This is a genomic window from Actinomadura sp. KC06 (assembly GCF_004348735.1).
In the GTDB taxonomy this organism is placed as follows: Bacteria; Actinomycetota; Actinomycetes; order Streptosporangiales; family Streptosporangiaceae; genus Spirillospora.
In genome coordinates, this window is sequence record NZ_SMKT01000016.1 from 44,894 (window position 1) to 64,299 (window position 19,406).

Here is a 19,406-nt window from a genome sequence, read left to right on the forward strand (position 1 = left end):
ATTCCCGCACTTTGCGACAACGATCGCCAGGAGTTGACTCCGATCCGATCCCGGCCAGGGTGCCCGTCCAAGTGAGTTCGGACGAGATGGCCGCGCCCGCTGTGGCGCTTTGGGCCGTGCCGCGCTCGGTGTCCACCGCACTTGAGAAGAGCCTGTCACAGCATCCGGAAATCGAGCCCGTCCACGAGCCGTTCACCGACTGCTACTACTTCAGCGACCAACGCCGGAGCGACCGGTACGGCGATCAGCCGCACAAACTGTCGTACGGAATGCCCGACGTGCATACGCAACTCCAGGCGATTACCGCTCCCATCCCGCTCATCAAGGACCTCTGCTTTCAAGCCGAGCCGTACGTGCCCAGCGACCGCCTAGCCACCTGGACCAACATTTTCGTGGTCCGCCACCCGGCTCGGGTATGGCTTTCGCTCAGCCGGCTCAAGCCTGACTTCACCGAGGACGAGTTCGGCTTCACCGCACTGAACCGGATGTGGATTCGGGTGGTGGAGGAGCTGGGTCACCCCGGCCGCATCGTGGAGGGTGACCGCTTCCGGATGCAACCCAAGCGCGTCCTTCTCGACCTGTGCCACTGGCTGGGCCTGAGCTTCGACACCTGCATGACGAACTGGATCGACGGCAGAATCAGGCACTGGTCACCGGACGAGCGCGACTCCCAGCAGAAATGGCATCGGGTACTCGAAGGCAGCCGCGGCGTCCTCCCTCCCGACCCCGAGCTGCCGCCGGACTGGGAGCCGATGGAGCCGGATCCGTTGCGGCGGCGCATATACGACCAGGCGGTCGAAGTTCACGACCACATCATGGGCCTCGGTCAGATTGCCGGTGCGGCATAAAGGTGAGGGCGGAAGCTTCCGGCCGAGGAACGCCTCAATACTTCCACCGGACCCGGGAGACGATCTCCTCGGCGCTGCAGCCGTCGAACAGGGCAGCCTCGCCTCGACGGACAACACAAATCGTGTCGATCATCGCCTCACCCAGCGCCGCGCCCAGCACAGCATCGCTCTCCAGCGCTTGGACGGCCTCCTCCAATGAGGACGGAAGCGCGGCAACGCAGTCCTCGCCATTCAGCGTCGCCGGATTCACGTCGATGGGCGCCGGGAGGGACGCCTTTTCCACGAGTCCGGCGTGGCCCGCGGCGAGCACGCCGGCCATTACGAGATAGGGGTTGGCGGCCCCGTCGAAACTCTTGAGCTCGAAGTTGGCCGTCTGAGCCTGGCCTCCGGCGGCCCCGGTCACGAACCTGAGCGCCGCCTCGCGATTCTCCCACCCCCAGCAGGCGAACGCGCCCGCCCAATGGAACGGAACGAGCCTCAAGTAGCTGGCCGCCGATGGCGCCCCGATCGCCAAAAGCGCGGGCAGCCGGGACAAAATGCCAGCGGCAAAGCCCTCGCCGGACCGGGTGAGGCCGTACCTCCCATCGCCTCCGGCCATCATGTTGTGGCCGTCCCGCCAAAGGCTGATGTGCACATGCGCGCCGTTACCGATGCCCTCTGTGACGACCATCGGCGAGAAACTCGCGCGCAGGCCATGACGGTGGCTGACCGCGCGGATCGTCTCGCGCACCAGGACCGCGGTGTCGGCGGCGCTGACCGGATCCGCGGCCGCGACCGATATCTCGTATTGGCCTGCTGCATATTCGGGATGAATCTGATCCACCGAGATGCCCGTTGCGGTCACCGCATCCAACACGTCCCGCAGATAGTCCGACCGCTCCATAAGGCGGGTCATTCCGTAGGCCGGACCGGTGCACGCGGGGACGAAATCGTCACCGAATCCAACAGATACCGACCATTCAATCTCGAACGCGGCGCGTACGCTGTAACCATCGGCGGCGAGGCGTGCAACGGCACGGCGCGCCAGACCACGGGCGTCCTGCGGATGCCGTCCGCCTTCCAGGTCGAATCGATCCGCAGGCGCCCAAGCCCACCCCGGAAGCGCGGCCAGCACAGCCAGCCTGTCGAGATCGGGATGCAGGCGCAGGTCACCTACCGGACCACGGGAAAAGCGCCCTTTCAAGATCGAGTCATCGACCATACAGGCGTCAAATGAGGGCGACATACCGACACCCCAGGCGGCGGCGTGCTCCAGCCGACTCCGCGGCACCGCCTTGATTCTGGTGATGCCGCTCGTATCGACCCATGTGATGACAACTCCACTGACCCGACGCGCGACAAGCCCCTCGGCCGCACGACGCGCGACTTCAGCCCGCCGCGATCGCTCATCCGCATCCATGGAGTCAACCTCACCATCCACCTCACCGACGCCAACACCATCGCCTATACCCCGGGCTATGCCGCGCCGACCATTTCCGAGCCGACATATCTACGTCAACTGGCCGACGAACGCTCTTGTCACGTTCCCGCGGATGGTAAAGCACTCCCGCCTTCCAAAGCTGATCCGAAATACAGTTCCATGACCAAGAAGAGGACCTGGAATGGAGGTGTGGCGGGGGCGTCAAACGGTTCGGGTTTGGAGGGTTCGTGCCAGGGTGGGGATCATCACCGTCGCGGGGACGAGGTGCAGCCCGAGGAGGGCGGCGGTAGTGGCGGTGTTCGCCCCGGAGAGGAGGGGCGGGATCAACGAGATCGCGGTCAGCGGCACCGCCGTCCACACGAATCGCGTAGCGGGGCGGGCGCTCCAGCGAAGAAGAGCGGCGGCGATGACGACGCCGACGACCGAGAAGAAGCCGGTCACCACGGCGAACCCGGACAACGGGATCGTCTCGCCGCCGTCGGAGATCTCGAAGTCGACGCCGGCGGCCTGGGCGAGCGCGGCGGCGAGGGTGGTGGCCGCCATTGCGGCGAGGGTGGCGAGAAAGCCGGTCGCGGCTAGCCCGCGGAGTCGGTGGCTGTGGCTGGTCTGGCTCGGTGCGGGGCCTGGGACGGCCCCGGTGTCATGCATGTTGTTCATGTTGTCCTCGATGCTTGAGTGACTGGTGTTGGCCCTGGGGGTGAGGATGCGCACCGTCGCCGTGCGACGGCCGGGGTTGCGCAGCGCGCGGACGCCGGTGCCGCGGAGCCAGAATCCGGCGTCGCGTCCGAGGACCGGTCCGGCCCGGCCGTCGCGCAGCTCCAGCTGCACCCGCCCGCGGGTGACGACGGCGAACGCGTCGCGCCACTCGGCAGCGGCCACCGCGACACGCGCGCCACCGCGCAGCGTGAGCGTCCGCACCGGGACTACTCCGTGCTGTCCGCCGGCAGGCGCTCGGGCAGTCCGAGCCGTGGGAACTGGTCGTCGTGGAACGTGGTGATCTCGGTGATCGCTCCGCCGGTGACGCGCAGGACGTCGATCGTCAGCGGCAGGTACGCGCCCTCGCGCTCCCGCCGCTGGTAGAAGGCGACGGCGGGCTGCCGGTTCACGGAGGTCTGGACGGCGCGCAGGTGCTGCATGCCCTCGAAGCCGCTTTCGATCCAGTCGTTCACGACCGCGTCGCGGCCGATGTACAGGCCCGGGGTGGGCGGCATCGAGCACCGGACGTCGTCGGCCAGCAGTGCGGCGAGCCTGCTGACGTCGGTGGCCACGCTGGCTTCGGTGTAGCGGCGCACCACCTCGCGCGTCTCGGCGTCCTCCTCGCCGCCGGTCCAGTCCTGCCGCTCGGCGGGCAGGTGCTCCCGCATGCCGGCGCGGGCCCGCTGCAGCGCGCTGTTCACGGAGTTGACCGAGTCCCCGAGGATCTCCGCGACGTCCTTGGCCGGCCAGCCGAGCACGTCCCGCAGGATCAGCACGGCGCGCGGGCGCGGCGCGAGATGCTGGACGGCGACCAGGTACGCCAGCTCGACCGTCTCCCGCGCGACGGCGACGGCCTCCGGCTCGTCCGCCTCGCCCGCGGGCAGCTCGTCCAGCAGCCGGTCCGGGTAGGGCTGCAGCCACAGCACCTCGCCGCCGGTCGCGGGCTCGGGGCGGCGCTTGGCGAGCAGGTCCAGGCAGGCGTTGGTGGCGATCCGGTACAGCCAGGCCCGGAACGTCGACCGCCCCTCGAAGGTCTCCCGCCGCCGCCAGGCGCGCAGGAACGTCTCCTGCACGGTGTCCTCGGCGTCCTCGAACGATCCGAGCATCCGGTAGCAGTGCACGTGCAGCTCCCGCCGGTGCCGCTCCGCCAGCCCCGAGAACGCCGGCTCGTCGACCTCGCCCAGCCCGCTCCCGCCCAGCTCCTCCAGCCGCCTGTCCGCACCCATCACGTCATCCTTCCCGCTCGTCGTGTCCCTGTTACAGGTGTGACGGGTGCGGGCGCGAAAACTCATCACTCGGGGTCGGACGGCACGACGGAGCGTTCAGGAGAGCTCTTCGCCGAGCGTTCAGGAGAGCTCTTCGGAGCGCAGGCGGGACTCGGCCTCGGCCGCCATCAGGTCGGCCGCGCGCCTTACCTCCAGCGCCATCGGACGGTCCTCCGCCAGCGGCGGAGAGATCGCTTTCAGCTCCGCCCAGACGCCGTCCACCGCGTCCCGCCCGCTCAGTTCGGCGAGCTGGGCGGCGCCGACGGCGAGCGAACCGACCACCAGCCAGGCCAGGTCCACGGCGTCGGCCACGGAATTGGCGCCGTTGAGAGCCATCGGCACGTGGTCCTGGTTGCCGCCGTTGGTCGGCAGGGCGGTCAGCGATGCCGGGTAGACCAGCTGCCTTATCCGGGAAACGAAGGAGGTCGCGCTGATCTGCACCCCGGCAAGGCCGCTGCCGCTGCCGGGCCGGGGGGTGAGCATCGGCGGCAGGCCGCCGTTGTGCTCAGGGACGCAGAGCAGCCCGAGCTGCCGGTCGGCGAGGAAGGCGATCTGCTGGACGCACAGGCCGATCTGGTCGGAGCAGAGCCCGACCGGCAGGGCATGGAAGTTGCCGCCGTGCAGCACTTCGCCCTCGTAGCAGATGGGGTTGTCCGTGCACCCGGTGGCCTCGCGCACCAATATGTCCTCCGCCGCGGCGAGCTGGTCCGCCACGGCGCCGAGGATCTGCGGTACGCAACGCAGGCTGTAGGGCTCTTGCAGACGACGCTTCGGGTCACGGACGGCATCCGGTGACATCTCGTCGCGGACCCAGCGTGCGACCCGGAGCTGACCGAGCTGGCCCCTGGCATGCCCGATGCCCGGATGGTAGGCCTCGGGATTGACCCGTAGCAGCTCGGCGAGCCGTCCGGTGAGCAGGGCGACCGCGCGGGCCAGCCGTAAGGCCGCGCGATGGTTGTGCAGGCTCACCGCCAGGCCGACACTCGTCCCGTTGACGAAGGCGAGTGCCTCGCGTGCGGGCCACTCGATGGGACGCGCCGCCAGATCGGCCAGCGCCGTCGCGGCGTCCTCGCACCGCCAGGTGCCGTCCGCCTCGCGTGTCCACGCCTGACCGAACCCGGTGTGCGCAAGCGCGGCGTGGGCGAGAGGCTGCAGGTCGCCGCTGGCGCTTACGGTTCCGTCTCTGGGGATTACCGGGGTGAAGCCGCGGTTCCACAGGTCGGCGAGGATTCGCCAGAAGGCGGGCGAGACCCCGGAGAAGCCTTTGCGCATGCTGGCCAGCCGAAGCCACATGACCAGCCTGCACACCTCCGGCCCCAACGGTGCACCTTGCCCGGTGCCCAGATGGCAGATCAGCCCCCTGCCCTGATCCATCTGGGACTCCGCCCCGGCATAGGCCACCAGCGGGCCGAACCCGTGCGTGACGCCGTAGACCGGTTCGCCGGACGTCAGCGCGCCGGTGAGCACCGCCACGCTGGCCTGCATGCGCGCGGCGTCGTCGGATATGTCGTCGTCCAGCGCCGACTCCCAGGTGGCGCTGTCCAGAATCTCGGCGATCGTCTTCACGAAAGGTCCCCCTGGTGCAGGCGCAGTTTCCCCGTCTCCGAGCGGTCGATCCGGTCGATCAACCGCACCTTCCGGGGCCGTATGTCGAACTGTGCGGCGGCGATCCGTACGGCCCCCTCCGTCAGCGCGGTCCCCGCATCCCGGGCGGGGACGACGAGCAGGTCCAGATGCTCGCCGCTCAGCTCGTCGGGGACGGGCAGGACGGCCAGGTCGGCGCACGGCACCGCCGAACGCAGCCCTTCCTCGAGGCCGTCGAGGTTGACCCGGCGTCCGTTGATCTTCACGAGACGTCCGCGGCGGCCGGTGAACCGGAACCGGCGGGCGTCCACGGGTTCGACGAAATCGTCCGTCCGCCACATCGCCGGGGGGCGGCCGCCCGCCCGGAACGCCAGCCGGGGGCTGCTCACCTCGAGCGGCACCTCGCCGCCGCCCGGTCTCTGCGGCGCCGCGAACGCCACGTCGGGGAACAGCTCCCAGGGGCCGTCGTCGCCCGTCCAGGTCCGGGTGGCGATGCCGCCGGCCTCGGTGGAGCCGAAGACCTCGACGATGCGCAGGCGGTCGGCGCCGACCGCCGCGCGCAGCTCCGCCGCGGGCGCGGGCAGCGACGCCGTGCTGTGCAGGATGGTCAGCCGCCGGACGGCGCGGACCCAGGCGTGGTTCCGGCGCAGGATGGCGAAGGTCCACGGGACGGCGATCACGGCCCAGTTCGCCTGTTCGGGGGGCGGCATCGTGCCGAAGAACCGCGGCCGGTACCAGGTGCGGACCCCCAGCTTCGCGGGAGCGAGAACGGTCGCCAGCGCACCGAACAGGTGGCGCGGCGGAGCGAACGACAGGACGGCCTGCGGCTCACCGGGCCGGAGCAGGTCGGCGAGCAGCCCAGCCTCGGCCCACATCTGCTCGCGCGTGCGGCGCCAGGTCTGGCCCGTCCCCGTGGTGCCGGAAGTGCGCAGATCCACCGTCTCCGGAAGCACGTTCCGCACGTCCTCTGCGGAACCCCCCGTCTCACCGGCATCGTCCCACCGCACGTGCCACGGCTCCTCGGAATGCCGTGCCGCGGTGGGGTCGGCCAGGAGCGCGGCCGGGCTCAGCTCCGGGTACGTCATGGGGTGGCCGATCCGTTCACCGCGAGATCGACGACCTGCAGGAGGTCGTGCACGGTTCGCACCCCGGCCAGGCCCTCGTCCGGGATCTCGGTGGCCAGCCGCTTCTGGGTCTCGAACACGACCTCGACCACCGACAGGGAATCCAGGCCGAGATCCTCGATCAGATCGCAGTCCGACCGGACCTCGGCCGCGGGCACGCCCGTGACTTCCTCGACGACGGTCGCCAGTAAAGGCAGGTGATTCGTTTCTGCGGCCATGAGGTCTCCCTCCGCACGGTGCTAGGAGGAGCTGGCGGACGAATTCCTCCAGCGCCTGATGAGCAAGATGGCATTATGCCCGCCGAAACCGAAGGAATTGCTCATGACAACGTCGACCCGATGCTCCTGCGCTTGATGGGCGACAAAGTTCATGGCAGGATCCTCCGGATCGTCGCAGTTTATGGTCGGCGGCACGATCCCAGTGTTGATCGTCTCAACCGCGACCAGCGCCTCAATGGCGCCCGCAGCACCCAGACTATGCCCGATCATGCTCTTCACCGAGCTGACCGGAATGGTCGTCGATCGCGCGCCGAACACCTTGCGAATCGTTTCCGCTTCGGCCTTGTCGTTCAGCGGTGTGGAGGTTCCGTGCGCGTTGATATAGCCCACGTCGTCCGCGCCGATCCGCGCTTCGTCCATCGCCCCGCGCATGGCGGCCGAGGCGCCCGCGCCCTGCGGGTCGGGCGCGGTGAGATGGAATCCGTCCATGGTGCTGGCGTAGCCGGCCAGTTCCGCCAGTATGCGCGCGTCGCGGGCCGCCGCGTGCTCGGCGCTCTCCAGGATGAGCACGCCAGCGCCGGCGCTCATCACGAAGCCGTCGCGGGCCCGGTCGAAGGGCCTGCTGGCCCTGCGCGGCTCATCGTTGCGCCGCGACAGCGCCCGCGCCCGTGCCCCGGTGGCCAGGCCGTACCGGGTGATGGTGTCGTCGGCTCCGCCCGCGATCACGACGTCCGCCGCGCCCTCCTGGATCAGCCTCATGCCCTGTCCGATACAGGTCGCGCCGGTCGCGCAGGCCGTGGCGACGCTCAGGCACGGCCCGCGCGCCCCGAGCTGCAGCGCCGTCTCGGCCGCGCAGGTGACCACGCCCTGGCTCGCGAACGCGTACGGGCTGATCCCCAGGGGCCCGGCGCTTTCGAGGGCCGCGTCGCCCGCCACGAGCGCGTCGGTCGGCAGCCCGATATGTCCGAGGACGACCCCGGTCCGCGGCGCGAGCGTCTCGGTCATCCGGAGGGCGGCGTCGTCCAGCGCGCGAAGCGTTGCGGAGAGCGCGAGGTGGACGGTCCGGGACGTGCGGCGCAGCAGCGCGGTCGGCAGCCGGGAGTCCGGGACGAAGCCCTTGACCTCACCGGCGATGCGCACCGGCAAATCGCTCACGTCCACGCAGGAGACGGCGTCTATACCGCTGCGGCCCGCGGTCATCGCCTGCCAGCTTTCCGCCCAGTCGAGGCCGACGGGCGTGATGGCGGCGCGTCCGGTAACAACGACGTTCGGCATGGCGATCCCTCCGTTGTCCCGCCGGCGGGACGGAATTGTTGTATTCCGAGTATTGGGTGGCTATGGTGCGAACCATGTCGCAGAATAGAGCCAAAGTCGGCCTGCGCCAGCTTTTCCCCGACGGGGACTACTACGTGGTTGCCGACGACCAAGAACTCGTTGACTACGCCATCGAGTTGGGAGCGCGAGCGATCCACCTCGATCAGGCCGCCGAGCTTCCTGACGGCATCGGAACGGCAGTGTTCCTGCGCAACACATTGGTCACCAGGGACATCCGCCGGACGTTCCGCAAGTCCCGCTCGTTCGTGATACCGATTTCCAGCTTCGATTCCGGCATGGAGGTCGCCAAGTACACGATGCGTTTGGTCCTGCTCACCGATTACGAAAAGGCGTGTGACTACAATCGCTACTGGGCCAAGAGCGTTGCCGAGCAGCCGGGCGACCTGATCTTCTACTCCGACGACATGCATCTCAGGTGCACGCTGTCGGAGAAGCTCAACGCCAACGCCTGGCTGGACGCCGCGATCGACCCGGGCAAGTGGGTCAGCGTCGGGAGCTACACCGAGTTCTCGATCACCGCGCCCTCGTCCAAGGACTGGCTCGGCGCGTTCGTCCTGAACGGGACCCTCGTCGCCCAGGGTTCGCTGGTGGCCCAGGACGCGCGGGCCGACGAGACGGGCGTGGCGAGGATCCGCGAGGCCTGGAAGGTGCGCGACGAGCTGGTGGCCAACGCCCCGATCACGGTGGAGTTGCACGAGGGCCGGGCCACCTCGATCCGCGCCGGCGGCCATGACTTCACCGACGCCGTCCGCGAGGTGACCAACCCCGATTACAACCTGCACACGCTGGAGCTCGGCCTCGGCACCAACATGAGCCTGCTGCCGCATGTGGACTGGCGGCACAACTCCCAGCTCAACGAGGGCGCCGGCACCGTCCATCTGGGATTCGGGGAGGGCATGACCGGCGCCCATATGGACTTTGTCGTGGCCGACTGTTCTCACAAATTCGAACAGACCGGAAAGGAGGTGAACTAAATGCGTGATCTCACGCTTACCGATCAGTCATGGGCGGTGGACGAGGAGGGCGAAGACCTCGACGTCGAGCGCTTCGAGGTGACCGACTCGGTCGAGGCTGCCGGAGTCGCCTACTTCTACGCGAGAATCTGATCCAGAGTGTACGCGAGGTGCCGGCCGGTAGGCGTGCACCTCGCGTACACGTTTCTACGGTTACCCGTCCGAGGGGTGGCAAAATGAGCGAACGCTACATGGTGATCTCATCCGATTGTCACGGCGGGGCTGACCTGCTCGGCTACCGTGACTACCTTGACCCGGTATACCGCGAGGAATTCGACGCCTGGGCGGCCGGCTACGAGATTCCCTACGAGGATCTGAAGGGCGAGGACGGTACCCGGAACTGGGACTCCGACCGCCGCCTGCGTGAGCTGGAGAACGATGGAATCGTGGCCGAGGTCATGTTCCCCAACACCGTTCCTCCCTTTTTCTCCGCCTCTTCGCTGGGCAGCCAGCATTTCAGCGAGTCGGCTGCGGACCTGCAACGGCGCTGGGCCGGCCTGCGGGCGCACAACCGCTGGCTGGCCGATTTCTGCGCGGAGGCCAAGGGGCGCAGGACCGGGGTCTTCCAGGTCATGCTCTTCGATATCGACGAGGCCGTCGCCGAGGTGCGCTGGGCGGTCGAGGCCGGGCTGCGCGGCGGGCTGCTGCTTCCCGGCACGCCGCCCGGGTCGGGCCTGCCTCCGCTCTACTACCACGACTACTACGGGCCGCTTTGGCGGACCTGCGCCGAACTGGGCGTCCCGATCAACGTGCACAGCGGAGGCGCCGGGCCCCGCACCGGCGACCGTCCCGAGGACCATGTGCTGTTCATGCTGGAACTGCGCTGGTGGGACCAGCGCACGCTGCGCCACCTGATCCTCGGCGGAGTGCTGGAGCGCAACCCCGAGCTCAAGATCATATTCACCGAGGAGGGGCTGGGCTGGATCCCCAATCAACTGCGCGGCATGGACGGATTCATCGACACCATGCGGCGCAGCGACACCCGCTCCGATGAACTGACCCACGGCGCCGCGGTGGCGGCGAACCTTTCACTGCGCCCGAGCGAATATTGGCAGCGCCAATGCCATGTGGGCGCCAGCTTCATGCACCGGGCCGAAACGGCGATCAGGGAATCCGTCGGCGTCCGTAGCATCATGTGGGGCAGCGACTACCCCCATGTCGAGGCGAGCTATCCCTTCTCCCCGGAGGCCATCCGGTTCAGCTACGCGGGAGTACCCGAGGCAGAGGTCGAAATGATGCTCGGGGGCACCGCGGCCGAACTCTTCGGCTTCGATCCGGAATTCCTGGCGCCGATTGCCGACCGGGTAGGGCCTCGCCGCACGGAAGTGACCGCCGGTATCGATCCGCGGACCCTGCCCGCCGAGGCCGCCAAATGCCCGGCCTTCGCCGGGATCCTCACCGGATCCGGACGCGAGCGCTGGGCAGACAACCGCGCCGCACAGGAGGGCAAAGCGGGATAGGCCGTCCGGACATCCGCCTGTTCGCGCCATTCCGCCCGTTCCTGCCGCTCCGGCTGTTCGCGCCGCTCCGGCCGGACGTTTCACCCGGGCTTGAACATGGCGGTGAGCGTCCCGAGCGCGGGCACGATCTCCTGCGGCGTCGGTCGGCTCATCATCTCCGCCCGCAACCGGCCGGCGCCTTCGCCGAACTGCGGCTCGGCCAGCAACCGCAGCAGGCCCTGCCGTATCTCCTCGCCTGTGACGGTGGCCATGGGGGCGGCCAGCCCGGCGCCGCAGTCGGCGATGCGGTGGCCCAGGAACGGGGCGTCGAACTGTTCGTGCAGAACCAGCTGGGGCACCGGCCCGGAGATCGCGATCGTGCAGATCGTGCCCCAGCCGCCGTGGTGGATGGCGGCCGCGCAGCTCTGGACGAGAGCGTGCAGCGGCACGTAACCCACCAGCCTGACATTGGCGGGTACCGGGCCGATCGCGGCCCTGTCGGCGTCCGGCGCGGTGGCCACCAGCTCGATGTCCAGATCCGCCAGGGCGTCGAAGATCTCGCCGAGCGAAATCGAGTACCCGCCGAACCGGTCGGTGGCGCTCGTGCCCAGCGTGAGGCAGACGCGGGGCCGTTCCGGCTGCTCCCACACCCACCGTTCGACCACGCTCACCCCGTTGTACGGCACGTACCGCATGGGGACGTAGGGCAGCGGCAGGTCGAGCTGCAGCATCGGCGGGAGCTGGTCGAGCGTGAAATGCCCGGTGGTCATCTCTTCGGAGAAGCCGCCGCCGAACTTCCGCGCCCACTGATCGAGCCACTCGGCCAGCATGTCGGGGCGGTCGCCCTCGGGACGGAGGTCGTTGAGCCGCCGGTAGTGCCCGCGCATCTGGCCGAACAGGTCGACGCTCCAGAGCAGCCGGGCGTGCGCGGCGCCGCAGGCGTTCGCCGCGATCGGACCGGCGAACGTCGCGGGCTCCCAGATCACCAGGTCGGGGCGCCAGGCCCGGCAGAACTCCGTGAGTTCCTCGATCATCGGATCGTTCGCCAGCCGCCACCACCAGGGCACGACACGGTCGTAGCCGTTCTTGAGCGCCTCCCAGGTGATCTCCTCCGGGGGCGTCTCGGCCATGTCGAAGGGCGGCAGCCTCCCGTCGCGCACCAGCTCGAACACGTCGGGGTGCAGCTGCAGCGTCCGCCAGAGGCTGTGATCCCGCCCGACCGGGACGGCCGTCAGGCCCGCGCGGGTGACGGTGTCCACCAGCTCCGGCTGCGCGGCCACCCGCACTTCGTGGCCGGCGACGGTCAGCGCCCAAGCCAGCGGAACCATCGAGAGGAAATGTGTTCTTTCTGCGTATGAGACGAAAACGAACCGCATTCTTCGAGAGTACCCTCAGCGCCTATGAAAGGCATCATCCTGGCCGGTGGAAACGGCACAAGAATGTATCCGCTCACCCTCGCCTGCTGTAAGCAGTTGCTTCCCGTCTATGACAAGCCGATGATTTTCTACCCGCTCTCGGTGCTGATGCTGGCCCGGATAGGGGAGATCCTGGTCATCTCCACTCCGAGCACGACGCCGAGCCTGCGCGATCTCTTCGGCGATGGTTCGCACCTCGGCCTGGACATCGGCTATGCGGTCCAGGACGAGCCGCGGGGAATCGCCGACGCGCTGCTGATCGGCGCCGACCACATCGCCGGCGACGACTGCGCGCTGATCCTCGGGGACAATATCTTTCACGGCGCCCGTTTCACCGACATGCTCGCCGCGAGCCGCGCCGCCAACCACGGCTGCACGCTCTTCAGCTACCCGGTCACTGATCCGGAGCGGTATGCGGTCGCCGAACTCGGCTCCGCGGGGGAGTTGCTGTCGATCGTCGAGAAACCCCTGCACCCCCGTTCGGAGAACGCCATCACCGGGCTTTATCTGTACGACCGGGAAGTCGTCGAGATCGCCCGGGGAATCCGCCCGTCCAGCCGTGGCGAACTGGAGATCACCGATGTGAACCGGGCCTACCTGGACGCAGGGCGGGCCCGCCTGGTCGAGCTCGGCAGGGGCTTCACCTGGCTGGACGCGGGCACTCCCGAATCGCTGCTGGAGGCGGCCGAGTACGTGCGCACCCTGGAGAACCGGCAGGGGATCAGCGTCGCGTGCATCGAGGAGATCGCATTGCGCATGGGATTCATCGATGCGGAGCAGTGTTTCCGGCTGGGCTCGGAACTGGGCGCCTCGAATTACGGCAGGTACGTCATGGAAGTCGCCGCGGAAATATCCGCCGCCCATTGAGCAGACTTGACCCATGCGAATCCTCATCACCGGCGGCGCCGGTTTCATCGGATCGAATTTCGTGCGCCGCACGCTCACGGGCGCATACCCGGGGCTGCGCGGCGCCCATGTCACGGTGCTCGACCTGCTCACGTACGCGGGAAATCGCGACAACCTCGCGCCGGTCGCCCGCCATCCCGCGATGACCTTCCGGCAGGGCGATATCGCCGACGAGAAACTCGTCCGCGACCTGATGCGGGACGTCGAACTCGTCGTCCATTTCGCGGCCGAGACCCATGTCGACCGGTCCATCGAGGGCGGGCACCGGTTCGTCGCCACCAATGTGCTCGGGACCCACACTTTGCTCGACGCCGCCCGGCAGGCCGGCGTACCGAAGATCGTGCAGATCTCCACCGATGAGGTGTACGGCTCCATCTCCGCGGGCTCATGGACCGAGGACGAGCCGTTGCTGCCCAATTCGCCTTATTCGGCGTCCAAGGCGGCCGCCGATCTCCTCGCCCGCGCCCAGCACAGCACCCATGGACTGCCGGTCTGCATCGTGCGTCCGTCCAACGGCTACGGCCCTTACCAGTTCCCCGAAAAGCTGATCCCGCTGTTCGTCACCAGCCTGCTGGACGGGCTGACGGTGCCGCTCTACGGCGACGGCGGCCACATCCGCGAGTGGCTCCACGTCGACGACCTCTGCCGGGCCGTGGCCCTCGTCGCCGAGCGCGGGCTGCCCGGCGAGGTCTACAACGTGGGCGGCGAAAGCGAGCTGACCAACCTGGAACTGACCGAGACGCTGCTCCGGCTGACCGGGCGCGAGCGGTCCCTGGTGCGGCGGGTGCCCGACCGCCTCGGCCATGACCGGCGTTACTCCATGGCCACCGAGAAGATCGCCCGGCTCGGCTTCCGGCCGCGGATCGCCCTCGCCACCGGGCTCGCCGCGACCGTGCGCTGGTACGCCGCGCATCGTGCCTGGTGGGAGCCGTTAAGAGGGTGATCCGCTGTCCTGCCGGCGGGACACCGGCCCGGCTCGGGGGGCCGGGGCGCCCGGTGCCCGCCGGGCCGGTTCGCCTCGTCTCAGGCGCTGCGGCGCCAGTAGCCGCCGGCCTGGTCGATCCGTTCGATCGGGTCGTCGATGCCGTGCGCGGCGCGGTAGTCGCGGACCGCGAGACGGCAGGGCGCCAGATCGAAGTAGTCGTCGACGATCACGAAGCCGCCCACCTGGAGCTTCGGGTACAGGTGGACGAGGGCGTCGTGGGTGGACTCGTACAGGTCGCCGTCCATGCGCAGCACCGCGAGCCGTTCGATCGGCGCGCCGGGCAGCGTGTCGCGGAACCAGCCCTTGAGGAAGGCCACCTGGTCGTCGAGCAGGCCGTAGCGGCGGAAGTTCTCCTCGACGGTGGCCAGGTCGACCCCGAGCAGGTCGTTGAGGACGTGCAGCGGGGCGCCGCGGTCGGCCGGGTAGCGCCGCCCGTCCGGCTCCGGCAGGCCCTCGAAGGAGTCGGCCACCCAGACCACGCGATCCCGGACGCCGTGGGCGGCCAGCACCGCCCGCATGAAGATGCTGGCGCCGCCCCGCCAGACGCCGGTCTCGATGAGATCCCCCGGGACGCCGTCCGCGATGACCCGCTCCACGCACATCTGCACGTTGTCCAGGCGTCTGAGGCCGATCATCGTGTGCGCCACGCTCGGCAGGTCCGCGCCCGCCGCCCGCAGGTCCGTGTCGAATCCGCGCTGTTTCCGAATTCCGGACCTGACCTCTTCCCAGGAGTCGCCGAACCAGATATCGGCGTCCTGATAGATCGTGTTCGCGACCGTCCGTTTAACCAGATCCAGATAGAGCTCGCGTGGTGTTCTCATGCTGTTATTATCGCGCCATGTTCGGTGCTGATATGGCCGAGGTATACGAATTCATCTATCGTGCCCGGGGTAAGGACTGGGAGGCGGAGGCCGACGAACTCACCCGGCTCATCAAGTCCCGGAAGCCGACCGCCCACTCCTTGCTCGATGTCGCCTGCGGCACGGGGGCGCATCTGGCGGCGCTGCGAAAGTCGTTTCCGGATACGGCCGGTGTGGAGATTTCCGAACCGATGCTGATGCGCGCGCGAGAACGGCTGCCCGGTGTGTCGATTCACCAGGCCGACATGCGCGATTTCCGGCTCGGCCGGACATTCGACGTCGTGACGTGCCTGTTCACCGCCATCGGCTACGTGCCGACGGTCGCCGACCTGCGCAGCTCCGTCGCGTGCATGGCCGATCACCTGGTGCCCGGCGGGGTGTTGTGCATCGAGCCCTGGTGGTTCCCGGAGCGCTTCATCGAGGGTTATGTGGCCGGAGACGTGGCGCGCGAGGACGGCCGGATCGTCGCCCGGGTCTCCCGGTCCACCCGGGAGGGCGCGGCCACCCGCATGGAATTACGCTTCATCGTCGCCGACAGCGCCGGCCTGCGTGAATTTACCGAGATCGACCGCATCTCCCTGTTCACCGAGCAGGAATACCTGGATGCGTTCGCCCGCGCGGATTGCAAAGCGGAGTATCTCGATGGAATGTTAACGGAACGCGGCCTATTTATCGGGAGGCGCCGTGCTTGACAATCAGGTGACCGGGCAACTCGATCAGACGGAGTTGGAAGCGCGGTTGCGGGAGATCGTGGTCGACGTCTGCGAGGCCGACGCGGCGACCGTCGAGTCGATGACACTGGGCGATCTCGACTCCTTCACCTTCGTGCAACTCGTGCTGGAAGTCGAGCATCAGCTGAACGTCCTGGTGCTCGAGGACCTGGTCGAATTCTCCGGGCGCACGTTCGAAGATCTCGCCGTATTCATTCTGAAGCAGAGCGGGAAGGCGGGATGACGTTGTTCTTCCCTTACCTGGAGACCAAGCGGATCCGGCTGGTGCCGGCGGCGGAGCAGGACGCCCGGATCCTGTACGGCCTGCTCCTGCGGCTCGGCATGGCGAGCCTGCCCACCCTCGACGAGTTCATGAAGGCCACGGCCGGCGGCGTCGCCGCGCGCTTCCTCGTCCAGCGGCAGGACGACGGCGAGACGGTGGGCTACAGCTCCCTGCACCAGATGGTCCCCGCCGCCGGTCATGTCGAGGCCGGCATCTACCTCGACCCGGAGCACATCCGGAGCGGCCTCGGCGCCGAGGCCAGCACCCTCACCCTCAACTACGCCTTCGCGACCTGGAACGTCCGCAAGGTCTACTTCCAGACCACCGAGGCGAGCTTCGACGACTTCGGCCCGCTGCTCGACGTGCTGACCAAGGAGGCGGTCCTGCCGAACCACGTCTTCTTCCGGGGGCGGTTGTGGGACGTCCACATCTACGCCGTCTACCGGGAGGAGTGGGAGCAGACCGGCGAGACGTTCGTCTCCCGCCTCGCGCTGAGACGAGACCCATGACCACCGTCAGCGGCACCACCGTCAGCGGCGAGCTGCTCACCGACGCGATCCGCCGGAACGCCCGGGCGTATCCGGACCGGCCGGCGATGGTGTTCGGAGGCGGCGGACGGCTGCGCGAGCCGGCCGAGACGCTCACCTACGGGCGCCTCGACGAGCGGGCCCGGGCGGTCGCGGCGGAGCTGCGCCGGCGGTGTTCCCCGGGCGACCGCGCCGTCCTCCTCTGCGCGCACGACGCCGGCTATCCGGTCGCGTTCCTGGCCTGCCTGTACGCCGGTGTCGTCGCCGTGCCCCTTTACGCTCCCGAGCTGATCCGGAGCCGCGAACGGCTGCTGTCGGTCATCGGCGACTGCGCGCCCGCCGCGGTTCTCACCACCACACAGGCGATCAAGTACGTCTCGCGAGCGCTGCAGGAGCTGCGGCACCGGGAGCCGTTGGCCCTGGCCGCGAGCCTGATCGACGTCCACGCGGTACCGCCCGCGGAGGGACGTGCCTGGCGCGGTCCGGATCTCTCGGGGGACGCCCTGGCCTACTTGCAGTACACCTCGGGATCCACCGGAACGCCCACCGGCGTGCGCATCACCCACGCCAACCTGGCCGTCACCGGGCACCAGATGCGGGTCCACTTCCCCGACTGCAGGGTGACCGCCTCCTGGGTTCCGTTCTTCCACGACATGGGGCTGATCTGCGGTATCGCCTGGCCGCTGAGCAGCGGCGTCCGTTCCGTCCAGCTCAGCCCGGAGGCGTTCCTCCGGGAGCCGCACCGCTGGCTCCAGCTGATCTCCGAGCACCGCGCCGAGTGCAGCATCACACCGAACTTCGGGCTGGTCCACTGCGTGCGCCGGGTGACCGATGAGCAGAAGAGCACGCTCGATCTGTCCTCGCTGCGGACGCTGCACATCGCTGGAGAGCCGGTGCGGGCCGACTCGGTACGGGCGTTCGCCGACGCGTTCGCCGCGTGCGGGCTCGACCCCTCGGCTCTCGCTCCCAGCTACGGCCTGGCGGAGGCCACGCTTGCGGGCACCGCACCGGAGATCGGGGCGCCGGTCGCGGTACGCCGGTTCGACCGCCGGGCGCTCGCCGACGGGCTGGTCCGGCCGGCCGCCGCCGCCGACACGGCGGTGGAGCTCGTCGGTTGCGGTGTGCCCGCGGCGGGGCTGTCGGTACGGATCACCGACCCCGACGCGCCCGGCCGGGCGCTGCCCGCCGACCGGGTCGGAGAGATCGCGCTATCCGGCCCCAACATCGCCGACGGTTACTGGAACCTGCCGGAACGCTCCGCCGAGGTGTTCGCCGGAGGCGGCGTGCGAACCGGTGACCTCGGGTTCGAGCACGACGGACATCTGTACATCGTCGGGCGGACGAAGGACGTCATCATCGTCCGCGGCCGCAACCATCATCCGACCGACATCGAGGCGACGGCGGGACGGCCGGGCCTGACGGCGGTCGCCTTCTCGGCGGCCGGCACGACGGCGGTCGATGAGGAGGAGAGGCTGGTCGTCCTCCTGGAGGCCGGTCCGGAGACGCCGCATCTGAGCGCGGCCGTCCAGCAGGTGCGCGAGGACATCGCCCGTCACCACGGCCTTGTCGTCCACGACCTGCTGATCGTGCGCAGGGGCAGCCTTCCGAGGACGACCAGCGGCAAGATCCGCCGGGGCGCCTGCCGGGACAGGTATCTCGGCGGACGGCTTGCCATCGCACCAGCGAAGTGAAAGCCGAGAAACGGGAAGGAGGTGGAAGGATCATGCGCGAGCTCACCATCGCGGAACAGTCGTGGTCGGTGGACGACGACGGCGACGACGAGGTGACGAGGTTCGACTCCGACGACATCGTCGAGGCGGCGGCCGTCTACTACACCTACGCCAGGATCTGAATGCCCAGGGCGGGTGGGGGCGGTGGCGACGCCGCCCCCACCCGCCCGAGCGACCGCTCATCGCGCGGCGTCGATGATCGCGGGCGCGACCTTGTCCATGAACCTCTCCAGGTCCCGGACTCCGCCGGCGGGATCCATCATCTGGATCACGAAATGCTCGACGCCCAGCAGGCGGTCGGCCCGCAACTCCTCGGCGATCATCTGCGGTGGACCGATCAACGCCTGGTCGTGCGGGACGACCTGACGGGAGAAGGCCATCGAGTAGTTGACCGACACGCGGGCCGGGCCGGCCAGGGGGATGAGGTCCGGGAGCCGGTGCCGGTCGGGGGCCCAGCAGTTCCACCAGTCGGCCCGTTGCCTGACCAGTTCCATGGTCTTCGGACCCGTCCCCCCGATGTAAAGCGGCACCGGTTGCTGCACGGCGGGAGGGCCGGCCATGGCGTCCCGGACGGTGAAGTGCTCCCCTTCGTAGTCGACCGAAGCGCCGGTGGCCATGGCCCGGACGATCTCGATGGTCTCGCCGAGCTTCTCCCTGCGGATCCGCGGAGGGTCATGGCTGAGCCCGAGCCCGGTCAGTTCCGAGGGGGACGAGCCCCAGCCGAGCCCGAGATTGAGCCGGCCCTCGCTGATCTGGTCGAGGGTGACCGCCATGCGGCCGAGCAGCGCCGGAGGGCGGAACGCGGCGCACAGCACGAGGTGGCCGATGCGGATGCGGGAGGTCCGCGCGGCGACGGCGGCGGCGACCGTCCAGCCCTCGAGCGCGCCGCCGCGCCTCCCCGGCAGCGCCAGATGATCCATGAACCAGACCGCCTCGAACCCGCACGTCTCGGCTCCGACGGCGAGTTCGAGCAGTTCCGGGTAACCGCGCTGGGTTTGCGGCAGGTAGATCCCGAAGGTGGGGGGCATCCGGAGGTCCTCCGTCTCGC

General features: G+C 68.9%; 21 protein-coding genes. 11 read left to right on the forward strand and 10 right to left on the reverse strand.

Going from position 1 to position 19,406, the window contains the following annotated elements; all coding sequences use genetic code 11:
* Positions 1-71 precede the first annotated feature (71 nt).
* On the forward strand, positions 72-848 hold the full coding sequence (locus tag E1287_RS08215; RefSeq protein WP_131964243.1) for a sulfotransferase family protein: 777 nt from the start codon (positions 72-74) through the stop codon (positions 846-848).
* Between the two features lie 34 nt (positions 849-882).
* Here E1287_RS08215 and E1287_RS08220 read toward each other — a convergent pair whose 3' ends face one another.
* The 7 genes from E1287_RS08220 to E1287_RS08250 all read right to left on the reverse strand — a co-directional run bounded on the left by E1287_RS08220 (position 883) and on the right by E1287_RS08250 (position 8,430).
* Positions 883-2,247: a glutamine synthetase family protein gene (locus tag E1287_RS08220; protein ID WP_131964244.1), complete on the reverse strand. Its 1,365-nt coding sequence runs from the start codon at positions 2,245-2,247 to the stop codon at positions 883-885.
* Positions 2,248-2,469: 222 nt separating this feature from the next.
* On the reverse strand, positions 2,470-3,186 hold the full coding sequence (locus E1287_RS08225; protein WP_131964245.1) for a DUF6069 family protein: 717 nt from the start codon (positions 3,184-3,186) through the stop codon (positions 2,470-2,472).
* A gap of 5 nt (positions 3,187-3,191) precedes the next feature.
* Positions 3,192-4,190 carry an RNA polymerase subunit sigma-70 gene (locus tag E1287_RS08230; protein WP_131964246.1) on the reverse strand — a complete coding sequence of 333 codons (999 nt, stop codon included), beginning with the start codon at positions 4,188-4,190 and terminating at the stop codon, positions 3,192-3,194.
* A gap of 120 nt (positions 4,191-4,310) precedes the next feature.
* Positions 4,311-5,795, reverse strand: coding sequence for an aromatic amino acid ammonia-lyase (locus E1287_RS08235; RefSeq protein ID WP_243718733.1), 1,485 nt, complete (start codon positions 5,793-5,795; stop codon positions 4,311-4,313).
* The gene (locus E1287_RS08240) at positions 5,792-6,898 is read right to left on the reverse strand and encodes an AMP-binding protein (RefSeq protein WP_131964247.1); all 1,107 of its coding nucleotides are present in this window, start codon (positions 6,896-6,898) and stop codon (positions 5,792-5,794) included. The genes E1287_RS08235 and E1287_RS08240 overlap by 4 nt, the downstream gene beginning before the upstream one ends.
* On the reverse strand, positions 6,895-7,155 hold the full coding sequence (locus E1287_RS08245) for an acyl carrier protein (RefSeq protein ID WP_131964248.1): 261 nt from the start codon (positions 7,153-7,155) through the stop codon (positions 6,895-6,897). Before E1287_RS08245 ends, E1287_RS08240 begins: the two co-directional genes overlap by 4 nt.
* 21 nt (positions 7,156-7,176) lie before the next feature.
* Positions 7,177-8,430 (reverse strand): beta-ketoacyl-ACP synthase II, encoded by a 1,254-nt coding sequence (locus E1287_RS08250; protein ID WP_131964249.1) that lies wholly within the window; start codon positions 8,428-8,430, stop codon positions 7,177-7,179.
* A gap of 74 nt (positions 8,431-8,504) precedes the next feature.
* On the opposite strand from E1287_RS08250, the gene E1287_RS08255 reads away from it, so the two are divergent.
* The 3 genes from E1287_RS08255 (at position 8,505) to E1287_RS08260 (ending at position 10,963) form a co-directional block, all read left to right on the forward strand.
* On the forward strand, positions 8,505-9,464 hold the full coding sequence (locus E1287_RS08255) for a hypothetical protein (protein ID WP_131964250.1): 960 nt from the start codon (positions 8,505-8,507) through the stop codon (positions 9,462-9,464).
* A complete protein-coding gene (locus tag E1287_RS46255) occupies positions 9,465-9,596 on the forward strand; it encodes a hypothetical protein (protein WP_279503636.1) in 132 nt (43 codons plus the stop codon).
* 83 nt (positions 9,597-9,679) lie between these two features.
* Positions 9,680-10,963 (forward strand): amidohydrolase family protein, encoded by a 1,284-nt coding sequence (locus tag E1287_RS08260; RefSeq protein WP_131964251.1) that lies wholly within the window; start codon positions 9,680-9,682, stop codon positions 10,961-10,963.
* An 80-nt stretch (positions 10,964-11,043) separates the two neighbouring features.
* Here the strand turns inward: E1287_RS08260 and E1287_RS08265 are convergent, their stop codons facing one another.
* Positions 11,044-12,318, reverse strand: a complete 1,275-nt coding sequence (locus E1287_RS08265) for an activator-dependent family glycosyltransferase (protein WP_131964252.1) — start codon at positions 12,316-12,318, stop codon at positions 11,044-11,046.
* A gap of 24 nt (positions 12,319-12,342) precedes the next feature.
* On the opposite strand from E1287_RS08265, the gene rfbA reads away from it, so the two are divergent.
* On the forward strand, positions 12,343-13,224 hold the full coding sequence (gene rfbA / locus E1287_RS08270) for a glucose-1-phosphate thymidylyltransferase RfbA (protein WP_131964253.1): 882 nt from the start codon (positions 12,343-12,345) through the stop codon (positions 13,222-13,224).
* 13 nt (positions 13,225-13,237) lie between these two features.
* The gene (gene rfbB / locus E1287_RS08275) at positions 13,238-14,206 is read left to right on the forward strand and encodes a dTDP-glucose 4,6-dehydratase (RefSeq protein ID WP_131964254.1); all 969 of its coding nucleotides are present in this window, start codon (positions 13,238-13,240) and stop codon (positions 14,204-14,206) included.
* 80 nt (positions 14,207-14,286) lie between these two features.
* Here rfbB and E1287_RS08280 read toward each other — a convergent pair whose 3' ends face one another.
* Positions 14,287-15,069, reverse strand: a complete 783-nt coding sequence (locus tag E1287_RS08280; RefSeq protein WP_131964255.1) for a TylF/MycF family methyltransferase — start codon at positions 15,067-15,069, stop codon at positions 14,287-14,289.
* A 17-nt stretch (positions 15,070-15,086) separates the two neighbouring features.
* On the opposite strand from E1287_RS08280, the gene E1287_RS08285 reads away from it, so the two are divergent.
* From E1287_RS08285 to E1287_RS46260, 5 genes are read left to right on the forward strand one after another with little or no spacing between them, the layout of a single operon-like run.
* Complete coding sequence (locus tag E1287_RS08285; protein ID WP_131964256.1) at positions 15,087-15,800, forward strand: class I SAM-dependent methyltransferase; 714 nt, start codon at positions 15,087-15,089, stop codon at positions 15,798-15,800.
* Positions 15,793-16,062, forward strand: a complete 270-nt coding sequence (locus E1287_RS08290; protein ID WP_131964257.1) for a hypothetical protein — start codon at positions 15,793-15,795, stop codon at positions 16,060-16,062. The genes E1287_RS08285 and E1287_RS08290 overlap by 8 nt, the downstream gene beginning before the upstream one ends.
* A complete protein-coding gene (locus E1287_RS08295) occupies positions 16,059-16,610 on the forward strand; it encodes a GNAT family protein (protein ID WP_131964258.1) in 552 nt (183 codons plus the stop codon). The genes E1287_RS08290 and E1287_RS08295 overlap by 4 nt, the downstream gene beginning before the upstream one ends.
* Positions 16,607-18,319, forward strand: a complete 1,713-nt coding sequence (locus E1287_RS08300) for a fatty acyl-AMP ligase (protein WP_131964259.1) — start codon at positions 16,607-16,609, stop codon at positions 18,317-18,319. The genes E1287_RS08295 and E1287_RS08300 overlap by 4 nt, the downstream gene beginning before the upstream one ends.
* Before the next feature lie 32 nt (positions 18,320-18,351).
* On the forward strand, positions 18,352-18,480 hold the full coding sequence (locus E1287_RS46260) for a hypothetical protein (protein WP_279503656.1): 129 nt from the start codon (positions 18,352-18,354) through the stop codon (positions 18,478-18,480).
* 57 nt (positions 18,481-18,537) lie between these two features.
* On the opposite strand, the gene E1287_RS08305 is transcribed toward E1287_RS46260, so the two are convergent.
* Positions 18,538-19,386, reverse strand: a complete 849-nt coding sequence (locus E1287_RS08305; protein WP_131964260.1) for an LLM class flavin-dependent oxidoreductase — start codon at positions 19,384-19,386, stop codon at positions 18,538-18,540.
* Between the last annotated feature and the right edge of the window lie 20 nt (positions 19,387-19,406).

Bases quoted from the DNA above. Each gene is read 5' to 3' on its own strand.
- E1287_RS08285 (WP_131964256.1), top strand. From the start codon at position 15,087: ATGTTCGGTGCTGATATGGCCGAGGTATACGAATTCATCTATCGTGCC.
- E1287_RS46255 (WP_279503636.1), top strand. From the start codon at position 9,465: ATGCGTGATCTCACGCTTACCGATCAGTCATGGGCGGTGGACGAGGAG.
- E1287_RS08255 (WP_131964250.1), top strand. From the start codon at position 8,505: ATGTCGCAGAATAGAGCCAAAGTCGGCCTGCGCCAGCTTTTCCCCGAC.
- E1287_RS08305 (WP_131964260.1), bottom strand. From the start codon at position 19,386: ATGCCCCCCACCTTCGGGATCTACCTGCCGCAAACCCAGCGCGGTTAC.
- E1287_RS08280 (WP_131964255.1), bottom strand. From the start codon at position 15,069: ATGAGAACACCACGCGAGCTCTATCTGGATCTGGTTAAACGGACGGTC.
- E1287_RS08245 (WP_131964248.1), bottom strand. From the start codon at position 7,155: ATGGCCGCAGAAACGAATCACCTGCCTTTACTGGCGACCGTCGTCGAG.
- E1287_RS08300 (WP_131964259.1), top strand. From the start codon at position 16,607: ATGACCACCGTCAGCGGCACCACCGTCAGCGGCGAGCTGCTCACCGAC.
- E1287_RS08240 (WP_131964247.1), bottom strand. From the start codon at position 6,898: ATGACGTACCCGGAGCTGAGCCCGGCCGCGCTCCTGGCCGACCCCACC.
- E1287_RS08230 (WP_131964246.1), bottom strand. From the start codon at position 4,190: ATGGGTGCGGACAGGCGGCTGGAGGAGCTGGGCGGGAGCGGGCTGGGC.
- E1287_RS08295 (WP_131964258.1), top strand. From the start codon at position 16,059: ATGACGTTGTTCTTCCCTTACCTGGAGACCAAGCGGATCCGGCTGGTG.
- rfbB (WP_131964254.1), top strand. From the start codon at position 13,238: ATGCGAATCCTCATCACCGGCGGCGCCGGTTTCATCGGATCGAATTTC.
- E1287_RS08265 (WP_131964252.1), bottom strand. From the start codon at position 12,318: ATGCGGTTCGTTTTCGTCTCATACGCAGAAAGAACACATTTCCTCTCG.
- E1287_RS46260 (WP_279503656.1), top strand. From the start codon at position 18,352: ATGCGCGAGCTCACCATCGCGGAACAGTCGTGGTCGGTGGACGACGAC.
- E1287_RS08220 (WP_131964244.1), bottom strand. From the start codon at position 2,247: ATGGATGCGGATGAGCGATCGCGGCGGGCTGAAGTCGCGCGTCGTGCG.
- E1287_RS08250 (WP_131964249.1), bottom strand. From the start codon at position 8,430: ATGCCGAACGTCGTTGTTACCGGACGCGCCGCCATCACGCCCGTCGGC.
- rfbA (WP_131964253.1), top strand. From the start codon at position 12,343: ATGAAAGGCATCATCCTGGCCGGTGGAAACGGCACAAGAATGTATCCG.
- E1287_RS08260 (WP_131964251.1), top strand. From the start codon at position 9,680: ATGAGCGAACGCTACATGGTGATCTCATCCGATTGTCACGGCGGGGCT.